Here is a 21970-nt window from a genome sequence, read left to right as displayed (position 1 = left end):
ACATTGCATGAAAAAAGCCACAAGGCTGTGTACAAAAAGTAGAATTGAAAATTTATTTTTTCAATAATCAATGGTTTTCCATTGAATTTTATGTGTTTTCAGCCCTATTATAGAAAGGCTCTTTTATGAACATCGCCGTTTGAGTTTTAGCTTTAAGAAATATGTATAGGCGGCATTTCTCTGCCGGCTGAAAAATAATTCAGTTTTCAGCAATGTCGATAATATAATCCATTACCTCATAAAAATCCGAAAACATAAGACATTCCTCACTAATATCATTATAATCTTCATATTCATAGAAAATAAAGGACTCATATCTTTTGTCAAAGCATATATGTTGTGAATTATAAAAGCCGAGGATCAGCAATTCTTCAGGAACGCTGCCTTCTGAAAAATCATAGTTTATTCTGAATTTGTCGTTCATATCGACGCTGTACAATTGGCAGTCTCCACCCGACAATTCGGCTCCGTTTGAGAGCCTTAAAAAATCCTTATAGGAATTCGGGATAGATATTCCCGTATTTTCCTCGAATTCAGCTATCTGGGTTTCAGTTGCAGGCGGATTGAATTCCGAACTTTGCCAATCGTCCTGTATAGATTTTAAGCGTTCAATACGTTCTTTCATATATTACACATTGAAACGGAACAAAACTATATCTCCGTCCTGCATAACGTATTCCTTACCCTCAAGGCGTACAAGCCCCTTTTCCTTAGCAGCAGCCATGCTTCCGCAAGCCATAAGGTCATCATAGGAGATAACCTCAGCACGGATAAAGCCCTTCTCGAAGTCGGTGTGTATCTTACCGGCTGCCTGAGGAGCCTTAGTGCCCTTTGTGATAGTCCATGCACGTACCTCCTGCTTGCCTGCTGTAAGGTAGGAAATAAGACCGAGGAGAGAATAGCCCTCCTTGATGATACGGTTGAGACCTGATACCTCAAGACCAAGCTCACTGAGGAACATAGCCTTGTCCTCGTCGCCCATATCCGATATCTCAGCCTCAATCTGAGCACAGATAGGAAGTACAGCAGAGTGCTCCTCAGCTGCGAGAGCGCATACAGCCTTGTAATTTTCGTTAGTCTCGATATTATTTGTGAAGTCCTCCTCGCTGAGGTTAGCCGCATAGATAACAGGCTTAGCCGAAAGCAGTGGAGTAGACTTGATTATTTCGCGTTCTTCGTCAGTGAAATCGAAGCCTCTTGCAGACTTTCCGTTTTCAAGGTGAGCCTTTAATCTTTCGAGGAACTCAGCCTCTGAAAGGTATTTCTTATCGCCCTTAGCAGCCTTCTTAGCGCGGTCGATACGTCTATCCACCATTTCGATATCTGAGAAGATAAGCTCTAAGTTTATAGTTTCGATATCACGGAGTGGATTGATACTTCCGTCAACGTGAATGATATTTGGGTCCTCAAAGCATCTTACAACGTGAACGATAGCGTCTACCTCACGGATATCGGCAAGGAACTTGTTTCCGAGACCCTCGCCCTTTGAAGCACCCTTAACGAGACCTGCTATATCAACGAATTCGAGTGTAGCGGGAGTGAACTTATCAGGCTCATACATCTCAGCAAGCTTGTCCAGTCTTTCATCTGGGACAGAAACGATACCAACGTTCTTTTCGATAGTACAGAACGGGTAGTTTGCTGACTCAGCTCCTGCATTAGTAAGTGCGTTGAAAAGTGTGCTTTTGCCTACATTAGGCAGACCAACCATACCAAGTTTCATATTTATTTCTTACCTTTCTTATCATATGTTTCCCCGCCATTAAGGCGGGGAACAAAAAAACTTAATTATTTGCGTAAGTAGTGCGCTTGTTGTTGACAAGCGAGCTTACATTTGAATTCTGTATCTGTACGTCGCCGCTTTCAGTACCTATATCCTTAGGATTTCCAGCGTTGACGACCATTGATACCTGTGAATCTATGATAGTAACATTGCCTGTACCGAGAGCGTCACCGATACCTGTTACCTCATCGCCTTCGGAGTCGATAGTGATGTCGGCATTCTTTATCTTAGTATTGACGCTGCCCTTGATAGCACCGATACATGAGTTTTTGCCTGAACGCATCTTCATATTTATCTTTCCATTCTTGATGTAGATGCTGCCCTCGCCGTCCTCAAGAACGCCTATTCCCACAGCCTGAGCACCGGTGCAGGACATATTTATATCGGCAGAGGAGCTGATAGTTGCGATACCCTTGCAGCTTCCTATACCTGCTATCTTGATTCCCGACATATTCATATCGAGAGAGCAGTTCTCACCGATGTCGATATTAGCGTCACCGTTGAAGCTTCCGATGCCGAGGCCGTTATGCGAATACATAAACAGTCTTACCTTGCCCGAAACCAGCTTTATATCAGAGTCGTCATCGTTATAGCCGCCGCCGATACAAAGGGACTCAACGCTGTTTGAGATTATTTCGAGAGTACCGCCGAAGTCGATAGTGATATCGCCGTAGCCGTGATCGTAGTCGTTTCCGATACCGATGCCCTCAGAAGCATAGCAGTCTATAGAAAGGTTGCCCTTGCCATTCAGCTCGAACTGCGAGCCCATAGGCACGTAAATACCCGAGTAGCTGAGCTTGTTGTTCTTGACAACAGTGAGCACAAGTCTTGCGTACTCGCCAACGGTTATAGTAGGCTTGCTGTTGCCGCTTATCATATTGACATTTTTAAGCGTGAGCTCACAGCTGTGATTATCCATAACGGATATATTCATTTTTACAGGCTTATCGGGATCGCCCACGATAGTGAGCTTACTCTGATAAACGTGTATATCGGTATATTTTTCCAGAGCCAGTTTAAGAAGATCGATTTCTGTGTCGTTCTGAGCAGCATATATCTTCTTAACGCCGTCAGGACGGCTTTCAAGATTGGTCTTGATGATTTCGTCCTTGATATCCGAGGATATGCTGTTAAGGAAGAGAGGCTTGGGCTTGGAAGTGTAATAGCCCTGAATGAGGTCAACGCCGAGACGAATGACTGTTTTCAGCTCCTGAACCGTCTCAACACCCTCTGCCAGAGATTTGAGCTGATTTTCGTGACAGAACTCGATTACAGAGGTAACGAGCTGCTGCTTTTTGAGATCATTGTGGATATCGCTTATGAGTGAGCGGTCGATCTTGATATAATCAGGGGAGTAATGCAGCAGATTTGAGGAATTGGAATAGCCTGTTCCGTAGTCATCTATGGCAAGCATAGCATGAGCAAATCCGCAGCGTTTTTTCAGAGTCTCTATGCCCTTAGCGGTAGCAGCAGACTCCTCAACTATCTCGATAACGGTTTTTTCAAGGAGCTCGCCGTAGGTCAGGTAAAGCTCGTTGAAGTCCTCGTCTGTGAGCAGATGATTTGGCAGACAGTTGATAAACAGCTTGCGTTTTTCAAATATCTGCTGGTTATCGCTGAGAAGCTTCATTGTATTGAAGAAGGTGAGCTTTTCGATAGCGTAGAGATTATTCTGCGCCTCACCTATTTTCAGTATCTGCTTTGGAGCCATTTTTATATCGCCGACAGTACGCATAAGAGCTTCATAGGCGACTATCTCACCTGTCTGAGTTTCAACGATAGGCTGTAGGTAGTAGGTGAGGAGATTTTCCTGCACGATACGCGAATATGTCTGCGCATTGCGGTAAGAGTCCTTTTCGCGGACGTAATTCTCCTCCGAGAACCAGTTGATAACTGCACGTTTGTCAGTTCTTGCCTCAAATAGGGCGAACTCTGAATAGTTCACCAGCATATTGAAATCGGAGGCTTCCTCTGGATAGGAGGCACAGCCGATAGAAAGGCTTATATGGCTCTTGTCGGAAATATCTATTATCTCGCCGAAATCATCGGTGAGTATGCAGTTCTGCACAGCCTCGTCCATACTGTTCAGGATATTGTATATGCTCATCTTGTCGCACTCGCGGAAGAATACGCATATCTCATAATTGGACTTGGAGCCTATTATGAGCATATCGCTTGCAAAGCTTTTGAGAGCTTCGGCAACAGAGGTTATACAGCTGTTGGTATTGTCAACAGTAAGGTAAGAACCCAGCTTGTCTATGCCGTTGATATATATAGTAGCAAGACAGGCGTGCTGAACATCGGGCAATATCTTCTTTATCTTCTGTGAGAAGGAAGGATAAGAAGGAAGCCTTGTTATTGGATCATACTCTACGAAAGCCTGTCTGTCGTTGTATTCCGATATCTGGCGGGTGAAGTCCTGAACGAAGCCAAGCCACTCGTCACTGCTTTCGTAAATATTCATTTTTATGTATCGTGTCACATTTCCGTCGGTGTATTTATAGATATGTTTCTGTCCTTCAACAGGATTTTTTGAGATCATTTCAAGGAGATTGAAGAATTCAAACTCATTTATCTTCTCACTCGGGCAGCCAAGCATATGACATGCAGCCGAATCAAGGTAAGCAGCTTTTTCCTTGGCGATATAAGTAAAAGCACCTATATTGCCCACAAATTGCTGGAATACCTTCCAGTCACGGCTCAGCGCGGGAGGAGTTTTAGTAAAATCAAAAATACCCATAGTTACTCCGTATACCGCATGACGGGCGCAGAACAGCCTATTGCGCCTCATGTTGGCACCTGCATTTTACGGTCAGCAGGTGACCGTGATTACGTACTATTTATACTATTTTATTATATCACATTTATTTGAAAATAGCAATACTCGCGGCGAAAACAATAATGTAAATTTTCTGAACTTAGAGCCGTCAGCCGTTGGCAATTCTGAATTCGGAATGCGGAAATAATAGTACAGGCTTCGCCGATGAATTTAAAAATTTTTTATTTATCGCCGTAATGCGATACAACAATTCCTAATTAAATAAGCCGCCATTTCTGGCGGCTTGGGAAATAACTATGTAGGCATCAGTCAAGGAAATCCTTGACCTTCTTGCTTCTGCTCGGGTGACGGAGCTTTCTGAGTGCCTTAGCCTCGATCTGGCGTATACGCTCACGGGTAACGTCGAAACGCTGACCAACCTCCTCGAGAGTACGTGACTTGCCGTCCTCGAGACCGAAACGGAGCTTCAGAACCTTAGCTTCACGGTCTGTAAGTGTGGAAAGAACCTCGTTAAGCTGTTCTTTAAGGAGAGTATGTGAAGCTGCTTCAGCAGGTGCAGGAGCGTCATCATCAGGGATAAAGTCGCCGAGGTGGCTGTCCTCCTCCTCACCGATTGGAGTTTCGAGGGATACGGGATCCTGAGCAACACGCATGATCTCACGAACCTTGTCCACAGGCATATTGAGCTTTTCTGCTATCTCCTCAGGGCTTGGATCGTGACCGTTCTCGTGGAGAAGCTGGCTTGATACCTTCTTAACCTTGGTGATAGTTTCAACCATATGAACAGGTATACGGATAGTTCTTGCCTGATCTGCAATAGCACGGGTAATAGCCTGACGTATCCACCATGTAGCGTATGTGGAGAACTTGAAGCCCTTAGTGTAATCGAACTTTTCAACAGCCTTGATAAGACCGAGATTGCCTTCCTGTATAAGGTCGAGGAACTGCATACCTCTTCCTACATACTTCTTGGCGATAGAAACTACAAGACGAAGGTTAGCCTCGGAAAGTCTCTTTTTGGCATAGGGATCGCCCTTAGCCATTCTCTGTGCAAGTTCGATCTCCTCCTCGGTAGTAAGAAGTGGAACTCGTCCTATTTCCTTGAGGTAGATCTTAACAGGGTCATCAATAGCGATACCCTCTGTGGAAAGAGCCATTTCAAGGTCGTCTGTCATATTTGAGTCGAGACCGATCTTCAGGTCAGCATCAAGGTTCATATCCTCGACGATCTCGATATTGAGGTTTTCACAATTGTCATAGAAGGTATTGATCTGATCAACGTCGAAATCAAGCTCCTCCAAAGCGTCAGTGATCTCCTTTGTAGTGAGCTTACCGTTGGTCTTGCCCTGTTCCATCAAGGCTTCGATGGTATTTTTCTTTTCCATTTTAATATTCCTCCTATTTATTCTTTGAACGGAAGAGCTCCAGCAAATCATCATTGCTGAGGTCTCCGTTTGCAGCGGGTCTTGTATTTTTCAGCACCTGAGCGCAGTCTGCCACAACGTCACGGGTAATGTCCACATTACGCTTTTTGGCTGCCATTCCGCTTATTCTTCCCATTTCGTCCGTAGAAAATTCATCGGACAGCAGTGAAATTGAAAATTTATCGGAATTTTTCAGCCTTTCCAGCAGTGCAGTGTAAACTTTCTTGTTGAAAGCGGTAACAAATGACTGCGGCGGAGCAAGCTTCTCTATGTCCTCATATTCCTGAGGGCGGTTGAGCAGGTAGCTGATTATAGTCTCCTCGGCGCGGGCTTCCTTTTTATTGGATACCGCATCGGGGTTGATATCGTCACGTATGTATGAAGTTTTAGCCTTTATATTGCGCCATTCAGTCTTTTGGGCATTTCGGCTGTTCTTTTGCAGCATGGAGTCGATATGAGCTTTGAGCACCTGCACGGGTATGTCACACTTCTTAGACGTGCGAGATATGTAAACCTCTCGCTCTAAAGGAGATTCTATACCTGCAAGTACCTTTGCGGTGCGTTTCAGCAGCTCAACTCGTCCGATCTCTGTTGAAAGATCAAGACCTGTCTCACACTTGTCCAGCATAAAGTCGTTGGCATCGTTTGAGCCGTCAAGCAGCATTCTGAAGCGGTCACGGCCGAATTTTTTGATGAATTCGTCGGGATCCTTCGCACCCTCCATGTGTATTATCTTAGTCCGCAGACCAACGTCCGCGAAATGGTTGATAGCTTTCTGAGTAGCCTTCTGACCTGCGCCGTCACTGTCGTAGGCGACTACTACCTCCTCGGCATAATGGCTTATGAGCCTTGCCTGATCGGGAGTAATAGCAGTTCCGAGGGTGGCGACCACGTTCTCGAAGCCTGCCTGATTTACGGCGATAACGTCCATATATCCCTCGCAGAGTATCAGACGCTTGGCGTTTGAATTCTTTGCGAAGTTCATGGAAAACAGGTTGGAACCTTTGTCGAATACGGGAGTTTTTCCTGTATTCAGGTATTTCGGCTGGGAGTCGTCAAGGACTCGTCCGCCGAAGCCGATAATGTTTCCGCGAAGATCAATTATAGGGAACATGACTCTTTTGCGGAACATATCAAAGGTACGGCCGTTTTTCATGCCTGCAAGCCACGCATCAGCCATTTCATCATCGGAATAGCCCTTGGACCTGAGTACATCGGTAAGAGCGTTCCACGAATCGGAGGCATAGCCGAGACCGTATTTCTTTATGGTCTGCGGAGTGAGCTTGCGGTTTGCAAAATATTGCAGACCTGTCTTGTCCGGGCCTTTAATAAGGTTGGTATAGAAGTAATTGGCTGCGATACGGTTCATCTCATAGATACGGGTCTTGCGTTTTGCGTAGCCGCTGTCATTATTACTGCCGAAGGCAGGGACCTCCATTCCGCAGCGCTGAGCAAGGAGCTTAACAGCTTCGGAGAAGGTGAGGTTTTCGATCTTCATGGTGAAGGTTATGACATCGCCGCCTGCGCCGCAGCCGAAGCAGTAGAAGTTCTGCGTGTCGGTGAATATAGTGCATGAGGGAGTCTTCTCCGAATGGAAGGGACAGGAGCAGACGTAATTGCGTCCTCGTCTTATGAGATTTACGTAGCTGCCCATGACTGTTTCGATAGGGTTAGCATTTCGCAGGTTGTAGAGAAATTCATCGTTTACAGGCATTTTTTTCCTCACTTCCAGAATTTCGGTACGAACAGCTCGGTATAGAGATCGACGGCATATTCGTCGCTCATACCTGAAATGTAATCGCATACAGCACGGTCTGCATCGGATTTTTTCATTATATTTTTATACTCATCGGGCAGCTTATCGCTGTGCTCGATGAAGTAGGAATATAGCTTCTGCACAAGGAGTACAGCCTTGCTTTCCTCCTGCTTTGCGGCAGGATTGGTGTACACCTTATCAAACATGAATTTTTTCAGCTCGTCATGAGCCTTGCGTATATCGGGAGCAAAATCTATATCAACTGCTCCGTGCTCGATGACTGAAGCGATAAGAGTGGTTATACGCTGAGTTTTTGTTTTTCCGAGAACTCTTACACAATCGCGGGGCAGATCGTTCTGATCCAGTATGCCTGCGCGGATAGAGTCCTCGATATCATGGTTTATGTAAGCGATAGTATCGGCAAGGCGGACTATATTGCCCTCCTTGGTGTCAGCGACCATATTGGTGTGGCAGAGTATGCCGTTTCTGACAGCGTAAGTAAGATTGAGTCCCTTGCCCTTCTTTTCGAGGACATCTACGACTCTTACGCTTTGTTCATAGTGCTTGAAGCCGTGAGGACATATCTCGTTGAGAGTTTTTTCACCGCAGTGACCAAAAGGGGAGTGCCCTAAATCGTGACCGAGAGCGATAGCCTCGGTGAGATCCTCGTTCAGCCTCATGCCGCGGGAAATAGTTCTTGCTATCTGCGATACCTCGAGAGTATGAGTCAGGCGAGTCCTGTAATGGTCTCCCACAGGGGACAGAAAGACCTGAGTCTTACGCTTTAATCTGCGGAAGGAGTTACAGTGGAGTATGCGGTCGCGGTCGCGCTGGAATTCGGTACGGTATGGGCATTTGTCCTCATAGCGTTCACGCTTCGTTCCGACCTCGTCGATGCTTGCGCAGGCGTATTTGCTGAGTATGCCTGCTTCGCTTATTTCGATCTGTTCGCGTACTGTCATTTGTATCTCCCCCTGACTTAGTGGAATGGTAAAAGGCTTTACAGAGCCAAATACAGCCAAAAAAATGCGCACAGTATAAAGCTGCGCACAGCACAAATTTACTTTATAATTTCGCTTCTATATACTTATACTATTTTGAAACAAAAAACCCTTTATTTTTTTACGGATTTTTTCGCACAGACGAAAAATCTTCAAAAAGCTCCTCGCAGTCCTCGATATTTACCGAACCGTTGGTGACCTCTGTAAGGTCTTTTTTCAGAGCTTCAAGCTTTTCCGAGAGTACCAGTATCTCAAGAGTAACATCGCTGCCAAAATCGGAATTGACCGTTATGGTATCATAATTCGGCAGAAGATAGGATATCTTGCCGTACATACCATAATCCGCGGTTATTTTCAGGCGGTGACACATACACATATCCATGATATGAGCAGCATCGCAGGCAAGTGAAGCAGCATGAGAATATGCTCTTACGAGACCGCCTCCGCCCAGGAGTATGCCGCCGAAATAACGGGTCACTACCACGCAAACGTCCGTAAGTCCGCGCTTTTGAAGCACATCGAGGACAGGTACGCCTGCTGTGCCCTGAGGTTCGCCGTCGTCTGAATATCGGGAAATATTATCCTCGCGGAGTATATAGGCATATACATTATGCTTTGCCTTTCGATGCTCTGCCTTTATTGAATTGATAAAAGCTACAGCCTCGTCGTTAGTCCTGACTGGAGCGATATAACCGATGAATTCAGAGCGCTTTTCTATAAAAGAAGCCTTTGCGTTGGCAGAAATAGTGAAATAGTTCATAATAAATTAACCTTATTGACGAAAAGCCCCGTCAATGACGGGGCTTGTGACTTACTTGTCCATATTGAAACGCTTCTTGAATCTGTCAACGCGTCCGCCTGTATCAACAAGCTTCTGCTTACCAGTATAGAACGGATGGCACTTTGAGCAGATTTCAACCTTGATGTTTTCCTTTGTAGACATAGTCTCGATCACATTACCGCAGTGGCAAGTAATTGTGGTCTTTTTGAACTCAGGATGGATTCCCTCTTTCACGATTGTCACCTCTTTCGATTTATTTTTGTAAATCGAGCAGCCCATCAGTTCCGTTAGACAGTAGTGCCGAATATACATTACAGTTATATATTATATCACACAGTGCCGTGTGTGTCAAGCAGTTTTTGATATAATTTTATTTTTTAACTCGTGCAACTGTATAACCGTCTATCTCCTTTACATCGAGTCCCTTTACATTTACAGGAATATCTTCATTATTGAAGAAAACATAGAGGTACTTGCTGCTGCCGTTCCCGCTTTTAAGTTCGGTGTACTTTTTATCGGCGTAGGCTTTTAGTATGCTGTTATCTGTACGTGCAAGGTAGAAGGAACTGAGCTTCATATGCTTATTACAGGCAAGCTCTGCGAAGTCGAAATACAGCTTCATATAGGATTTATAGTTGTCGGGCAGGGGAAGGAATACTATCTCCTCCGCACCGTTTGCAGCTTCTTCCCATTCCGCACCGCTGAGAGCAGTGATGTAAGCGTCGTTTCTGTGTGCAGCTGCGTGTGTATCGGTGTAATAATTCTGCATATCGCCGAACTGAACAGCTATACACAATGTCAGGGCAGTAAAAAGAGTGCTTTTGTTAAGCTTTGCGCATATCCATAGTACGCTTGTCATGGTCATAAGGCAGGGGAGCCATATAAATCTTCCCGATGAACGGAATATGCCGAGCTTTCCGAGTATAAATTCGGGAAGTGGAATTGTCATTATAACGCTCCTGTTTATTGTAAGCTTGTTGCTTGCTGCCCAGAAGAAGCCTGCCGCGAATATGACGCAGAAAGCGATTATCTCTGTTTTTCGGGATTTAACGGCTGCTGAGACGTTTTTGAGGAAGCCGCCTTCCTTTGTGCTCAGCTTGTTGACGATAACAAGTACCGACAGGAAGCAGAGTATGAGCATACCTAAGCCGAGATAGCCGAAGCCCTCGTATTGTCCGTCGAGGATATCGAGCTGGCGCATATATTTTGCCTGTCCCTTGCTGTTGAAGAAGGTATTGAAGTTGGCGGAGTATATTCCGAAGCCGCCGTCAGTATAGCTTCCGCTGCCGTAAAATCCGCCTATTATCCACAGGAAAAGGACTGAAAAAAAAGTGGACGAAGCAAAGACTGCTATAGCCTGTACGCGTTTTTTGTCCTTGAAGAACAAAAGTATCATATATCCAAGCATTACGCAGTATATCATTGGAATGAAGTAAAGATGTATGAGCGATGCAAGGATACAGGTAACTGTCCAGAGTATCACAGGTGTGAAGCTGTGCTTGTACTTGCGGTCGTGGTCGATTGTGAGTATGAGCGGTATTATTACAAGCCATATGGCACCGAGAGAGTTGTGGTGCATTATTCGCAGCAGGGTAGGCCAGAATGCTGAGTAAAACAGTGAGCCGACCGAGGTGAAGAAAAGGTTTTTCTTTATGCGGGTGAGAAGCAATGCGCCGAAACCACCGTTGAGCATATAGCAAATAATTCCCCATATGCCGAAATACTGAAAATTATCCGGCAGAATAGGTGATAGCAGCTTGAATACTATGGCAAAAAGAGGTATGGAGTCGGTGTACATACAGGATACCTTTTCGTCAGCGGAAATGCCTTCGATAAGTCCAAATGGGAAGTCCCACGGGCTCCTGCGGAAAAATTCCCAGCCCACATGATGCTGTGTAACATCGTCGTGCTGTGCGAATATCCATTTCGTATTTACAGGGGAGATAATATCAACGCCGAAAAAAAGTATAAAAACTGCAGCGCCGAGTATGGCTCCCGCTAAGAAATATATATATTTATTTGTCTTTTTTATCATTTACTGTTGTCTCCTGTGATCGAATGATGTTAAAACATAGGATAAACCTGTAAAGGGGCAGACAAACTGCCTGCCCCTTTTGATTATTATTTCATGCTCTGTGTAAAATCAGAATATATCTTCTGCTCGATAACCTCTGCCTCTGCACGGGTAGGAGCCTTGGCTGTGATATATGTTTTTATCTTTGGTTCTGTACCTGATGGACGTACTATAGCCTTGCAGCCGCCTTCAAGATAAAATGCGAGAACATTTGACTTTGGAAGTGTAAGCTCCTTGACCTCGCCTGTAGCGATGTTCTTTGAGGTGCTTGCCTTGTAGTCCTCAAATCTCTCAACCTTGAGACCGCCGATAGCAGTCGGGTGATTATTTCTGAGGTCTGTCATTATCTCTTCCATGTGCTTCATACCGCTTGCGCCTTCAAACTCAAAGCTGTAGAGAGTCTGGAGGAACATACCGTACTTCTTGTACATATTTTCACGGGCCTGCATAAGTGTGATGCCCTGTGTACGGTAGTAAGCAGCCATTTCGCAGATGAGCATTGAAGCGTCTACAGCGTCCTTGTCTCTTACATAGCCGCCTGAAAGATAACCGTAGCTCTCCTCAAAGCCGAAGATGTAACGCTTTTCCTCGCCCTTTGCTTCAAGGAAGCCTATCTGCTCACCAATGAACTTGAAGCCTGTGAGAACGTCGATTATCTCAACACCGTACTCTTTACCGATGAGGTTTACGATATCAGTTGTAACGATAGTCTTTACTGCGATAGGATTTTCAGGCATTGTGCCCTTTCTTATACGCTGCTGGCAGATGTATTCGAGAAGCATAGCGCCGACTTCGTTTCCTGAGAAGAGTGCGTAGCCGCCCTTTCCGTCGGGAACTGCGATACCTACACGGTCACAGTCAGGGTCGGTAGCAAGGAGAAGATCAGGCTTTACCTTGTCGCAGTAGATGAGACCTACCTGAAGTGCTTCGCGTATCTCAGGGTTAGGATAAGGACAGGTAGAGAAATTGCCGTCAGGAGCTTCCTGTTCCTTAACTATAGTAACATCTGTGATGCCGATGCGCTTGAGTATCTCACGTACAGGCTTATTGCCGGTGCCGTTGAGAGGAGTGTATACGACTTTAAGTCCGCTGCTTGTGCAAAGGTCAGTATTGATGCCCTCTGCAAGAACGTGCTTGTAAAAGTCCTCGATAACGTCATTTCCGATGTAGGAGATATTTCCCTTAGCTAATTCAGCTTCAAAATCAGATGACTTTACATCGTTGAATATATCAAGTGAATTGATCTTTTCGAGAATGATCTCTGCGCCTCTGAGAGTTATCTGGCAGCCGTCATCGCCGTAAACCTTGTAGCCGTTGTACTTGGCAGGGTTGTGGCTGGCTGTTATCATGATACCGCCCTGGCATTTAAGAGCACGTACTGCCCATGAAAGGCATGGTGTAGGCATAAGCTCTGAGTATATATGTACCTTGATACCGTTTGCTGCAAGTACCTCGGCAGCAGCCTTTGAGAAAACATCGCTCTTTATACGGCTGTCGAACGAGATAGCAACGCTCGGGTTCTTGTATTCCTGGTTGAGATAATCTGCGAAGCCCTGTGTAGCACGTCTTACGGTGTATATGTTCATGCGGTTTGTACCTGCACCGATAACACCTCTGAGACCGCCTGTGCCGAATTCAAGGTCACGGTAAAATCTATCGATTATTGCGTCATTATTGCCCTTGACCTCAGCAAGCTCTGCCTGAAGATCGGGATCCTCTGTGGCATTTTCACACCAAAGGCTGTAAAGTTCCATTTCTGACATTTCTAATACCTCCTGAACAGATATATAATTATTATACCACATATTGCTGATTTTGGGAATAGGTTTTTTCATTTTTTGCTATATTTATCCCATTTAATCAGTTAAATATGTGATGCAGCATACATTTTTAGCTGAAATTACCATTATGTAATGTTTTTTATAGCCGTGTACGGATTTTTGTGCTCCGTTTGGACGAAAGTCCGCATAAAAAGGGCAGACATCAAGTCTGCCCTATAGGATCAGTCGCCGAAGGATACACCGATATCACGGGCTGCGATGACAAGATGATTGTCTGTATCGACGAATTTTGTCTTGCCTGCGATATCTTCCAGTTTATTTGAAGTTATTTTATTTCCTATCTTGGCAACGGTTCTGCCGTAGCGTTCCTTGGCTATGAGGTATGCAGCATGAACGCCGAACTGTGTGGAAAGTACTCTGTCGTATGCGCTTGGAGCACCGCCTCTGAGCATATGTCCAGGTACGCATACTCTTGCTTCGAGTCCTGTGTTTGATTGTATCTGTGCGGCAATACGGCTTGTAGCGGTAAGTATGCCTGCCTCTGCACGCTTCTTTGCACGTTCCTTCTTTTTCATCTTGGCTTCGTTCACATCGAAAGCTCCCTCAGCAACAGCAACTATGGAGAAGGTCTTGCCTGAAGCACTTCTTGCCATTACTGCGTCGCATATCTTGTCGATATCATAAGGTATCTCAGGAATAATGATAACATCTGCACCGCCTGCGATACCTGCATTGAGGGTGAGCCAGCCTGCTTTATTTCCCATTATCTCGCAGAGGAGTACGCGGGAATGGCTTGCGGCTGTTGTATGAAGTCTGTCAAGAACATCTGTGGCGATATCTACTGCGGTATGAAAACCGAAGGTGACATCAGTGCCGTAGATATCGTTGTCGATAGTCTTTGGGAGTCCGATAATGTTCAATCCCTCATCGGAAAGCAGCTTGGAGGTCTTGTGAGTGCCGTTTCCGCCGAGAGTGAGGAGACAGTCAAGCTTCTGCTTCTTGTATGTCTCCTTCATATTTTTAACCTTGTCAACGTTGTCCTCACCGATGACCTGCATCATCTTGAAGGGCTGACGCTTTGTACCGAATATAGTTCCGCCCTGTGTAAGTATGCCTGAGAATGAGGAAGGTGACATCTCCTTGCACAGGTTGTTGATAAGTCCGTAGTATCCGTTGGATATGCCTATGATCTCAACATTATCTTCGCCAAATCTCTCGTAGCAAGCCTTTGCTACTCCGCGGATAGTTGCGTTAAGACCCGGACAGTCGCCCCCGCTTGTCAGAATACCTATTCGTCTTTTCATAATTTAAGACCTCCGTTTGTTGTAGTTTGTTTGATACAGCCTTCTGTATCCCCTTAAAGCTGTTATTTCTTCTTGCCGCCGTGGCTGCGTTTTTCGTTGAATTCGCGGCATTTCTTTTCGTTTGTTTCAAAGAATTCCTGTATCTTCTCAGGCGGCATGGGTTTGCCGTAGAGATAGCCCTGTGCGTAGTCACAGCCTGCCATTCTGAGGATAGACTCCTGTACGGTGTCCTCGATGCCCTCTGCGATAGTTTCTATTTTCTTTGATTTTGCGATACGTATTACCGCGGAAACTATCTCGTATGCGATATTATCATGCTCGATATCGGTTATGAACGAGCGGTCAAGCTTCAGAAGGGTGATTGGGAGTATCTGTAGATAGCTCAGTGAAGAGTAGCCTGTTCCGAAGTCGTCCATTGCCAGTTTTACGCCAAGATCGCGCAGCTTGTTCATCTGGTTCACGGCGAAGTCTATATCGCTGAGGGCGAGGGTCTCGGTAAGCTCGACTTCAAGCCACTGAGGATCAAGTCCCGATCGTGCAAGGGCTTCAAATACCTTTTCGCGGAGATCGGTCTGATAGAAGTCCGAGGAAGCGAAGTTTATTGACATAACGATGTTTGGATAGCCCATTTTCTGCCACAGCTTGTTCTGGCGGCAGCCCTCGTTAAGTACGAATTCGCTTATCTTGCTTATAAGGTGAGAGCTTTCTGCAATCGGTACGAAGGAATCGGGAGTGATTATCGTACCGTCGGGCTTTATCCAGCGTATAAGAGCTTCAACGCCCATGATCCTGCCTGATGAAAGGTCGATCTTAGGCTGATAGAAAAGCTGGAGCTCGTTGTTGTCGATAGCAAGAGCAAGAGATTTTTCAAGCTCGGTGTTGCCGATGATGGAATCATGCATACTTGGCTCATAGCCGCATATGCTGCCCTGAGTTCCGTCGTTGGACTTGAGGGCGAACTCGGCGTGTTCCATAACATCGAGGAAGGAACTGCCGTCCTCTGGCATCTTTGAATAGCCTGCCGAGCAGGTAAGGCTTATGGAAGCAAGCTCGTCAACGGCAAGCTTTGCAAATTCCTCCTGTATGGATTTGACTGTACGTGTTGGCATTTCGTCGTCGCCGTAGTCTCTCAGCAGGAGAGCGAAGTTATCGCCGCTTATTCGGGCTGCAAGACCGCCGGGAGTAACGAATTTATAAAGTATATGCGCGAAATTTTTCAGTACATAATTTCCGTTTGAATAACCGATAGTATCGTTGATGATGTGAAATCTGTCGATATCAAGTACTATCATCCAGAAGGAGTAGTTCAGTATCTTACATGAGTCGTATATTTCCTGTCCCATGCTCACAAGTCTGTTTCGGTTGGCGATCTCAGTTACTTCATCAATGTACGCAAGACGTTCGATGAGCATATCCTTTTCGTGTTCCTGAGTTACGTCGATGACAGCTCCTCCGAACAGAGGCAGGGTATTGCCTGTGCCGGGGATAGACTTGAAGCGGTATGAGTACCAGCGGTAAGAACCGTCGGCACTTCTCAGACGTATCTCGATATTTTTTATTTCCGACATATCCCTGTTGCGGATAGCACCGTCGAACTGTATCCTGTCGTTGGGGTGGACGAGTGCGCGGAATTCGTTTACATTTATGGTGCTGTTGCGCAGACCAAGCATACGTACAAGCTCAGGCGATGCGCGGTATATCTTCCTGTCGGTACTCATTATAAGACCGATCTCGGCAAGCTCCATTGAGGAATTGAAGAAGTCGTTGGCACTTGCGAGGTTTACACGCATCTTTTTCAGCTCGGTAAGGTTGAAGCCTGTACTGAGGTGTACCCACTGTTTCTTGAATTTCTTTACGGGAGAGGTGCTCCATGCGATAGAGACAAGGTTGCCCTGGGGATTTCTGAAGCTGGATTCGTAGGAATAGCTTCCTGCTATCTTTCCGAGAGCGCTTGCATCGGGTGTGTTTATTCCGAAAGCAGTCCATACTGCTTCTTTCTTGTCGGATTTTTCCGAGCTTATGCCCAGAAGGTCACGGAGCTTTTTATTTATATAGACGTAGGAGAAGTTGTCCGACCAGATTATCATTTCTGTATTGAGATTTTCGATGACCTTGGTTATCTCCTTTTCGTCTATTGAAGTTTTCTTGTTTTTATATATCCAGCCTGATATTGCGAGAATAAGCGTAGCGCAGACCATTGTGCAGACGTAGATTATGAGCGTATCCTTCGCATATTCAGGGTTAAAAATGCAGTATCCTATAACAAGAGCACTTGCTGCAACTATTATTACCGATGCTGCCAGCGGATTGAAAGTTCTTCTCATAGATACCGCCTCCCTTCATACACAAATATCCAAATACATTATAGCAAAAATTACTGAAAAAGTCAATCAAAAATTTAAACTGGTCTACTATTTTTGATAAAATTGACGGAAATGTACAAGAAAATTTCACTGAATATACACTTTTATCTGATATAATGCTATAATATAAATAAAGTATGGCAGAGTCTGTGCTTTATTAAGAAGGACAAGAAATCCTGTTTAAACGGAGGTAAAATATGGCACATATCCTTATTGTTGACGATGAAATGAATATAAGAAAGGTCGTGCGTGAGTACGCGGAGTTTGAAGGCTATGATGTAACAGAAGCTGAAAACGGCATGGAGGCTGTGAACCTCTGCCATGACAATGACTATGATCTTATCATAATGGACGTTATGATGCCCCGTCTTGACGGCTATTCTGCCTGTAAGGAGATACACAAGACAAAGAATATCCCTGTTATAATGCTTTCTGCAAGAGGCGAGGAGTACGATAAGCTCTTCGGCTTTGAGATAGGCGTTGACGATTACGTAGTAAAGCCGTTTTCACCTAAGGAGCTCATGGCGAGAGTTAAGGTGGTATTGAAGCGCAATACACGTCAGGAGGAAGCAGTTACTCCCGATAAGTTCGCCTTTGAAGGTCTTGAAGTGGATATAGCGGGCAGAGAGGTATACGTAAACGGTGAAAAGGCTTCTATGACTCCTAAGGAGTATGATCTGCTGTTTTACCTTGTTAAAAACAAGAATATCGCTCTTTCACGAGACAAGCTCCTTGAAGAAGTGTGGGGCTATGACTTCTTTGGTGATGACAGAACAGTTGATACTCATATAAAAATGCTCAGAAACAGTCTTGGTGAGTATCGCAAATTCATAGTTACACTGAGAGGAATGGGATACAAGTTTGAAGCAGATTAAGTTTTTTAAGCACGCAGGCTCGCGCATACCTCTTAAATTTAAGGTGTGGCTTTATTTTGTCCTGTTTACTATAATAGTATTCGCTCTGCTGTGGGTGTTCCAGATATTCCTGCTGGAGCATTTCTACGAGCGTATGAGGATAAGTGCGGCTTCAAAAAGTATGCAGGCTATAGCTGATGCATATAACCGCGGTGATGAAGAGGAATTCTATAAGAAGATAAACACCATGTCGGTGGATAACGACTTCTGCGTTGAAACTCTCGACAGATACGGCAGACCCGATATGAAAAGACACGTTATCGGCGATTGCATTATCCATGACAGATTCAGCAGCTTGTATGATTATAAGATAAAAATTGATGAATCGGAAAAACACGTTTTGAAACTGAGAGTTAAAAATCCGCGAAGTGGATATGATATGCTGCTTTATGGCTGTATGCTGGGAAATGAGGAGGAGTGTGACGGCTATCTCCTTATAAATGCTGTGCTTGCTCCTGTGGGTGCTGCCGTAAGCATTATCAAGAGCCAGCTCATGCTGATAACAGCTGTGCTCATACTCTTTGCCTTTGTTATATCGCTGTATCTTTCAAAAAGGATAGCCGATCCTATAGACAGGATAACAAAATCGGCAGAACAGCTCGCAAAGGGCGATTTCAACACGAAATTCGACGGAAGAGGATATCTTGAAGCTAAAAAGCTTGCCGATACACTTACATATGCGGAGAAAGAGCTTTCAAAGGTCGATACCATGCAGAGAGACCTTATTGCAAATGTTTCTCACGATCTGAGGACTCCGCTTACAATGCTTAAAGCCTATGCAGAGATGATACGCGATCTTTCGGGCGATAATCCTGTAAAGAGAAATGAGCATCTTGAGATAATCATAAGCGAAACAGACCGCCTTGCCCTTCTTGTAAATGATATGCTTGATCTTTCAAAGCTTGAAAGCGGCAAGCAGAAGCTTTCTCCTTCCGAATTCGGCATAAGAGGCAAGCTGAATGAGATAATCGACCGTTTCAGCGGTCTTTCCGAGAAGAATGGCTATCAGATACATTTCGCTCCCGATGAGGAGAAAACAGTATGCTGCGACTCTGTAAAGATAGAGCAGGTAATATATAATCTTATAAACAATGCTATCAACTACACGGGCAAGGACAAGCAGGTATTTGTAAGGCAGATAAATCAGCCTGACGGCGTTCTTGTGGAGGTCGAGGACACAGGTGACGGTATCGAAGAAGACAAGATAAAGCTTATCTTTGATAAGTATTATCGTTCCGAGAACCACAAGCGTGAGGTAGTGGGAACAGGTCTTGGACTTTCGATCGTAAAGGCTGTGCTGAAGATGCATAACTACGATTACGGTGTTCGCAGTACTATTGGTAAAGGCTCAACATTCTGGTTCAAGATAAACGATGTGAAGGAAAAATGATAAAAGCTGTCTGGCTGAACCGCAGCGGCAGGGAAGTACCTGAGGGTGTGAACTCAGTATCCGTTCTTACAGATATTTTTATGTTCCTTTGAACTTTTAAGGCGGTTTTTTAAACAAAAAATAACCGATTACAGGCTATAATACGTTACTTGATTTTTACATAAGGTATATTACGACATGGCGAAAATGCATTGATTTGTTATAAATCGACATAAAGCAGTCCGAAATGTTGAATATATTGTGTGCTGCTCATTCGCTTTTTTCACAGAAAATACATAATCCTGTGTTATAATATATTTGCTGAGGGAGAAATCCCGAGGCTGATTTTCATGGTAGTTTAATGTTTACCCCAACATTAAATTATTAAATCCCCAATAATCCCTATATCATGGCAGATGAGCTTCCTAATACGGAAGCTCGTTTGTTTTGTTATAGTTTTTTGTTATATGGGGGTAACAGCTATTGACAAATGTCGTATCATGGTGTATAATATACCAGTAACCTTATCAAGAGCGACGGAGGTAACAGGACCTGTGAAGTCGCAGCAACCCGAACGTAATGAGTCGAAGGTGCTAATTCCTGCGGTTTTATCCGAAAGATGAGGGCATAGTATTGAACTATGACTTCTCTTTTCGGAAAGAGAAGTTTTTTATTTTTCAGGAGGTTTTTTATGAGCAAATGTTTTTTCACTTCGGAATCCGTAACTGAAGGACATCCGGATAAGATCTGTGACCAGATCTCTGACGCAGTTCTCGATGCTATCCTTGAACAGGATAAAACAGGTCGTGTTGCCTGCGAGACTTGTGTTACAACAGGTATGGTGCTTTGCATGGGCGAGATCACTACATCTGCTGATGTTGATATTCCGAAGATCGCGCGTCAGGTCATCATTGATATCGGTTATGACAGAGCTAAATACGGTTTCGATGGTCATACCTGCGCTGTTCTTACATCTATTGACGAGCAGTCGCCTGATATCGCTATGGGCGTAAATGAAGCTTTTGAATACAGAGAAGAAAACAACGAGTCTGACGGACTTTCAAACGGTGCCGGAGATCAGGGTATCATGTTCGGTTACGCTTGTAACGAAACTCCTGAGCTTATGCCGCTTCCTATATCTCTTGCACACAAGCTCTCACTCAGACTTACAGAGGTACGTAAGGACGGTACTCTTCGTTATCTCCGTCCCGACGGTAAGTCTCAGGTAACAGTTGAGTACGATAACGGCAAGCCTGTAAGAGTTGACGCAGTTGTTGTTTCATCACAGCATTCTGCTGACGTATCACTCAAGCAGCTCCGCAAGGATATTGAGGAATACGTTATCAAGGCAGTTATCCCTGCTGAGCTCATGGACAAGAATACAAAGCTTTTCATCAATCCTACAGGTCGTTTCGTTGTAGGCGGTCCTCAGGGTGACAGCGGTCTTACAGGACGTAAGATAATCGTTGATACATACGGCGGATATTCACGTCACGGCGGCGGAGCTTTCAGCGGTAAGGATCCGACGAAGGTTGACAGAAGTGCTGCTTATGCTGCAAGATATATCGCTAAGAACATCGTTGCAGCAGGTCTTGCTGACAAGTGTGAGGTCCAGCTTTCATACGCTATCGGTGTTGCACAGCCTATTTCCATACTTGTTGATACATTCGGTACAGGCAAGGTTGACGAGGAGAAGCTTTCAGCTGCTGTTTCAAAGGTATTTGATCTTCGTCCTACAGCTATCATCAAGATGCTCGATCTCAGAAAGCCACAGTACAGACAGCTTGCGGCTTACGGTCATATGGGTCGTGAGGACCTTGGCGTAGCATGGGAAAAGACAGACAGAGTTGACGCTCTCAAGGCTGCTCTCTCATAAGGAGTGATATTATGGCAGAGCTTGAAAATTATGCTGAGCTGAAATTCACAAATGCGGTCCTCATTGATATTTTCAGCAGATATGCCGATAATTCCGAAATGGCTGAATTTGTTGCGGCTGACGGTTCTATAGATATGAAGTTCAAAATGGTGAACGGAGTCATGGAAACGCCTAAATGCTGTGAGCAGGTGCTTAGTCTTATGTATGCACTGTTTGAGTGTAATCCGCAATCTACCGTTGGACGTATTTATCATGCTCATCAGGTTGATATCCTGCGCGAGACTGTTTACAGGCTGGCAATGGTGCTCGACAGCTTCAGCGATGTAAAGCTCACCATACACGCAACAACTGCGGATAAAAATGACCCAGGTAAGAAGGTCTCGACACATACCGAGTTTACGCTCAAAAAGTCGAAAACTACCGAAACTAAAGTCATTGAATAAGAAAAAGCTCCCATAACCGTAGTACTCATATAGAAGCTTATACTATTTATCGGGGGAAACCTTTCTGAAGAAAGGCTTTCCCCCGAACCCCTTTCCAAAGACTTTTTTAGCTGATTTTTTCTCAGATAGGGCACACCGAAAATAAAAAAGCCCCGCAAGTAATGCAGGGTGTGCCCTATCTGAGAAAAAATAAAACTGAAAGTTTTAGGGAGAGAGTTTGAGAGAAGCCCCTTTTTCAAAAGGGGTTCTCTCAATAAATACTACAAAACTGCTATATGGGTATCGAGGTTAAGGGAGCTTTTTTATTTGCATATATAGCCTT

16 protein-coding genes and 1 riboswitch are annotated in these 21970 nt (G+C 44.8%); of the genes, 4 read left to right on the top strand and 12 right to left on the bottom strand.

The window, feature by feature from the left end:
- Positions 1–199: 199 nt before the first annotated feature.
- The 12 genes from BUB28_RS15115 to BUB28_RS15060 form a co-directional block, all read right to left on the bottom strand.
- Positions 200–625 carry an SMI1/KNR4 family protein gene (locus BUB28_RS15115; RefSeq protein ID WP_072952363.1) on the bottom strand — a complete coding sequence of 142 codons (426 nt, stop codon included), beginning with the start codon at positions 623–625 and terminating at the stop codon, positions 200–202.
- A gap of 3 nt (positions 626–628) precedes the next feature.
- The gene (ychF, locus tag BUB28_RS15110; RefSeq protein ID WP_072952362.1) at positions 629–1723 is read right to left on the bottom strand and encodes a redox-regulated ATPase YchF; all 1095 of its coding nucleotides are present in this window, start codon (positions 1721–1723) and stop codon (positions 629–631) included.
- A 61-nt stretch (positions 1724–1784) separates the two neighbouring features.
- On the bottom strand, positions 1785–4574 hold the full coding sequence (locus tag BUB28_RS15105) for a bifunctional diguanylate cyclase/phosphodiesterase (protein WP_081373559.1): 2790 nt from the start codon (positions 4572–4574) through the stop codon (positions 1785–1787).
- 293 nt (positions 4575–4867) lie between these two features.
- Positions 4868–5947: an RNA polymerase sigma factor RpoD gene (gene rpoD / locus BUB28_RS15100; protein ID WP_072952360.1), complete on the bottom strand. Its 1080-nt coding sequence runs from the start codon at positions 5945–5947 to the stop codon at positions 4868–4870.
- A gap of 13 nt (positions 5948–5960) precedes the next feature.
- Positions 5961–7712, bottom strand: a complete 1752-nt coding sequence (gene dnaG, locus BUB28_RS15095; RefSeq protein WP_242940010.1) for a DNA primase — start codon at positions 7710–7712, stop codon at positions 5961–5963.
- Entirely contained in the window at positions 7709–8704 is a 996-nt protein-coding gene (locus BUB28_RS15090) for a deoxyguanosinetriphosphate triphosphohydrolase (protein ID WP_072952358.1), read from the bottom strand. Before BUB28_RS15090 ends, dnaG begins: the two co-directional genes overlap by 4 nt.
- Before the next feature lie 160 nt (positions 8705–8864).
- Positions 8865–9503: a YigZ family protein gene (locus BUB28_RS15085; protein ID WP_072952357.1), complete on the bottom strand. Its 639-nt coding sequence runs from the start codon at positions 9501–9503 to the stop codon at positions 8865–8867.
- A 51-nt stretch (positions 9504–9554) separates the two neighbouring features.
- Positions 9555–9758, bottom strand: a complete 204-nt coding sequence (gene rpmE / locus BUB28_RS15080) for a 50S ribosomal protein L31 (RefSeq protein WP_019678077.1) — start codon at positions 9756–9758, stop codon at positions 9555–9557.
- Positions 9759–9894: 136 nt separating this feature from the next.
- Entirely contained in the window at positions 9895–11559 is a 1665-nt protein-coding gene (locus tag BUB28_RS15075; protein WP_072952356.1) for a DUF6311 domain-containing protein, read from the bottom strand.
- 86 nt (positions 11560–11645) lie between these two features.
- Positions 11646–13361: a phospho-sugar mutase gene (locus tag BUB28_RS15070; protein WP_072952355.1), complete on the bottom strand. Its 1716-nt coding sequence runs from the start codon at positions 13359–13361 to the stop codon at positions 11646–11648.
- Positions 13362–13600: 239 nt separating this feature from the next.
- Complete coding sequence (locus BUB28_RS15065; RefSeq protein WP_072952354.1) at positions 13601–14683, bottom strand: 6-phosphofructokinase; 1083 nt, start codon at positions 14681–14683, stop codon at positions 13601–13603.
- A gap of 62 nt (positions 14684–14745) precedes the next feature.
- Positions 14746–17007, bottom strand: coding sequence for a putative bifunctional diguanylate cyclase/phosphodiesterase (locus tag BUB28_RS15060; protein WP_072952353.1), 2262 nt, complete (start codon positions 17005–17007; stop codon positions 14746–14748).
- Between the two features lie 236 nt (positions 17008–17243).
- Between BUB28_RS15060 and BUB28_RS15055 the strand changes: the two genes are divergently transcribed.
- From BUB28_RS15055 to BUB28_RS15040, 4 genes are all read left to right on the top strand, one after another.
- Positions 17244–17921, top strand: coding sequence for a response regulator transcription factor (locus tag BUB28_RS15055; protein ID WP_072952352.1), 678 nt, complete (start codon positions 17244–17246; stop codon positions 17919–17921).
- Positions 17908–19350, top strand: a complete 1443-nt coding sequence (locus tag BUB28_RS15050) for a sensor histidine kinase (protein ID WP_242940009.1) — start codon at positions 17908–17910, stop codon at positions 19348–19350. Before BUB28_RS15055 ends, BUB28_RS15050 begins: the two co-directional genes overlap by 14 nt.
- A 500-nt stretch (positions 19351–19850) precedes the next feature.
- A riboswitch (SAM riboswitch) is annotated at positions 19851–19955 on the top strand.
- A gap of 65 nt (positions 19956–20020) precedes the next feature.
- On the top strand, positions 20021–21205 hold the full coding sequence (metK, locus tag BUB28_RS15045) for a methionine adenosyltransferase (protein WP_072952351.1): 1185 nt from the start codon (positions 20021–20023) through the stop codon (positions 21203–21205).
- Positions 21206–21216: 11 nt separating this feature from the next.
- Positions 21217–21648, top strand: a complete 432-nt coding sequence (locus tag BUB28_RS15040) for a hypothetical protein (RefSeq protein WP_072952350.1) — start codon at positions 21217–21219, stop codon at positions 21646–21648.
- Positions 21649–21970 lie beyond the last annotated feature (322 nt).

The sequence above is a fragment of the Ruminococcus flavefaciens genome (genome assembly GCF_900143025.1).
GTDB classification, from domain to species: Bacteria; Bacillota; Clostridia; order Oscillospirales; family Ruminococcaceae; genus Ruminococcus; species Ruminococcus flavefaciens_I.
Note: the sequence above shows the minus strand (reverse complement) of the source record. Positions and strands in the feature narration are given on the sequence as shown.

Bases quoted from the DNA above. Each gene is read 5' to 3' on its own strand.
- BUB28_RS15060 (WP_072952353.1), bottom strand. From the start codon at position 17,007: ATGAGAAGAACTTTCAATCCGCTGGCAGCATCGGTAATAATAGTTGCA.
- BUB28_RS15115 (WP_072952363.1), bottom strand. From the start codon at position 625: ATGAAAGAACGTATTGAACGCTTAAAATCTATACAGGACGATTGGCAA.
- BUB28_RS15040 (WP_072952350.1), top strand. From the start codon at position 21,217: ATGGCAGAGCTTGAAAATTATGCTGAGCTGAAATTCACAAATGCGGTC.
- BUB28_RS15105 (WP_081373559.1), bottom strand. From the start codon at position 4,574: ATGAGGCGCAATAGGCTGTTCTGCGCCCGTCATGCGGTATACGGAGTA.
- BUB28_RS15070 (WP_072952355.1), bottom strand. From the start codon at position 13,361: ATGTCAGAAATGGAACTTTACAGCCTTTGGTGTGAAAATGCCACAGAG.
- BUB28_RS15085 (WP_072952357.1), bottom strand. From the start codon at position 9,503: ATGAACTATTTCACTATTTCTGCCAACGCAAAGGCTTCTTTTATAGAA.
- BUB28_RS15075 (WP_072952356.1), bottom strand. From the start codon at position 11,559: ATGATAAAAAAGACAAATAAATATATATATTTCTTAGCGGGAGCCATA.
- metK (WP_072952351.1), top strand. From the start codon at position 20,021: ATGAGCAAATGTTTTTTCACTTCGGAATCCGTAACTGAAGGACATCCG.
- rpoD (WP_072952360.1), bottom strand. From the start codon at position 5,947: ATGGAAAAGAAAAATACCATCGAAGCCTTGATGGAACAGGGCAAGACC.
- BUB28_RS15055 (WP_072952352.1), top strand. From the start codon at position 17,244: ATGGCACATATCCTTATTGTTGACGATGAAATGAATATAAGAAAGGTC.
- BUB28_RS15065 (WP_072952354.1), bottom strand. From the start codon at position 14,683: ATGAAAAGACGAATAGGTATTCTGACAAGCGGGGGCGACTGTCCGGGT.
- ychF (WP_072952362.1), bottom strand. From the start codon at position 1,723: ATGAAACTTGGTATGGTTGGTCTGCCTAATGTAGGCAAAAGCACACTT.
- BUB28_RS15090 (WP_072952358.1), bottom strand. From the start codon at position 8,704: ATGACAGTACGCGAACAGATCGAAATAAGCGAAGCAGGCATACTCAGC.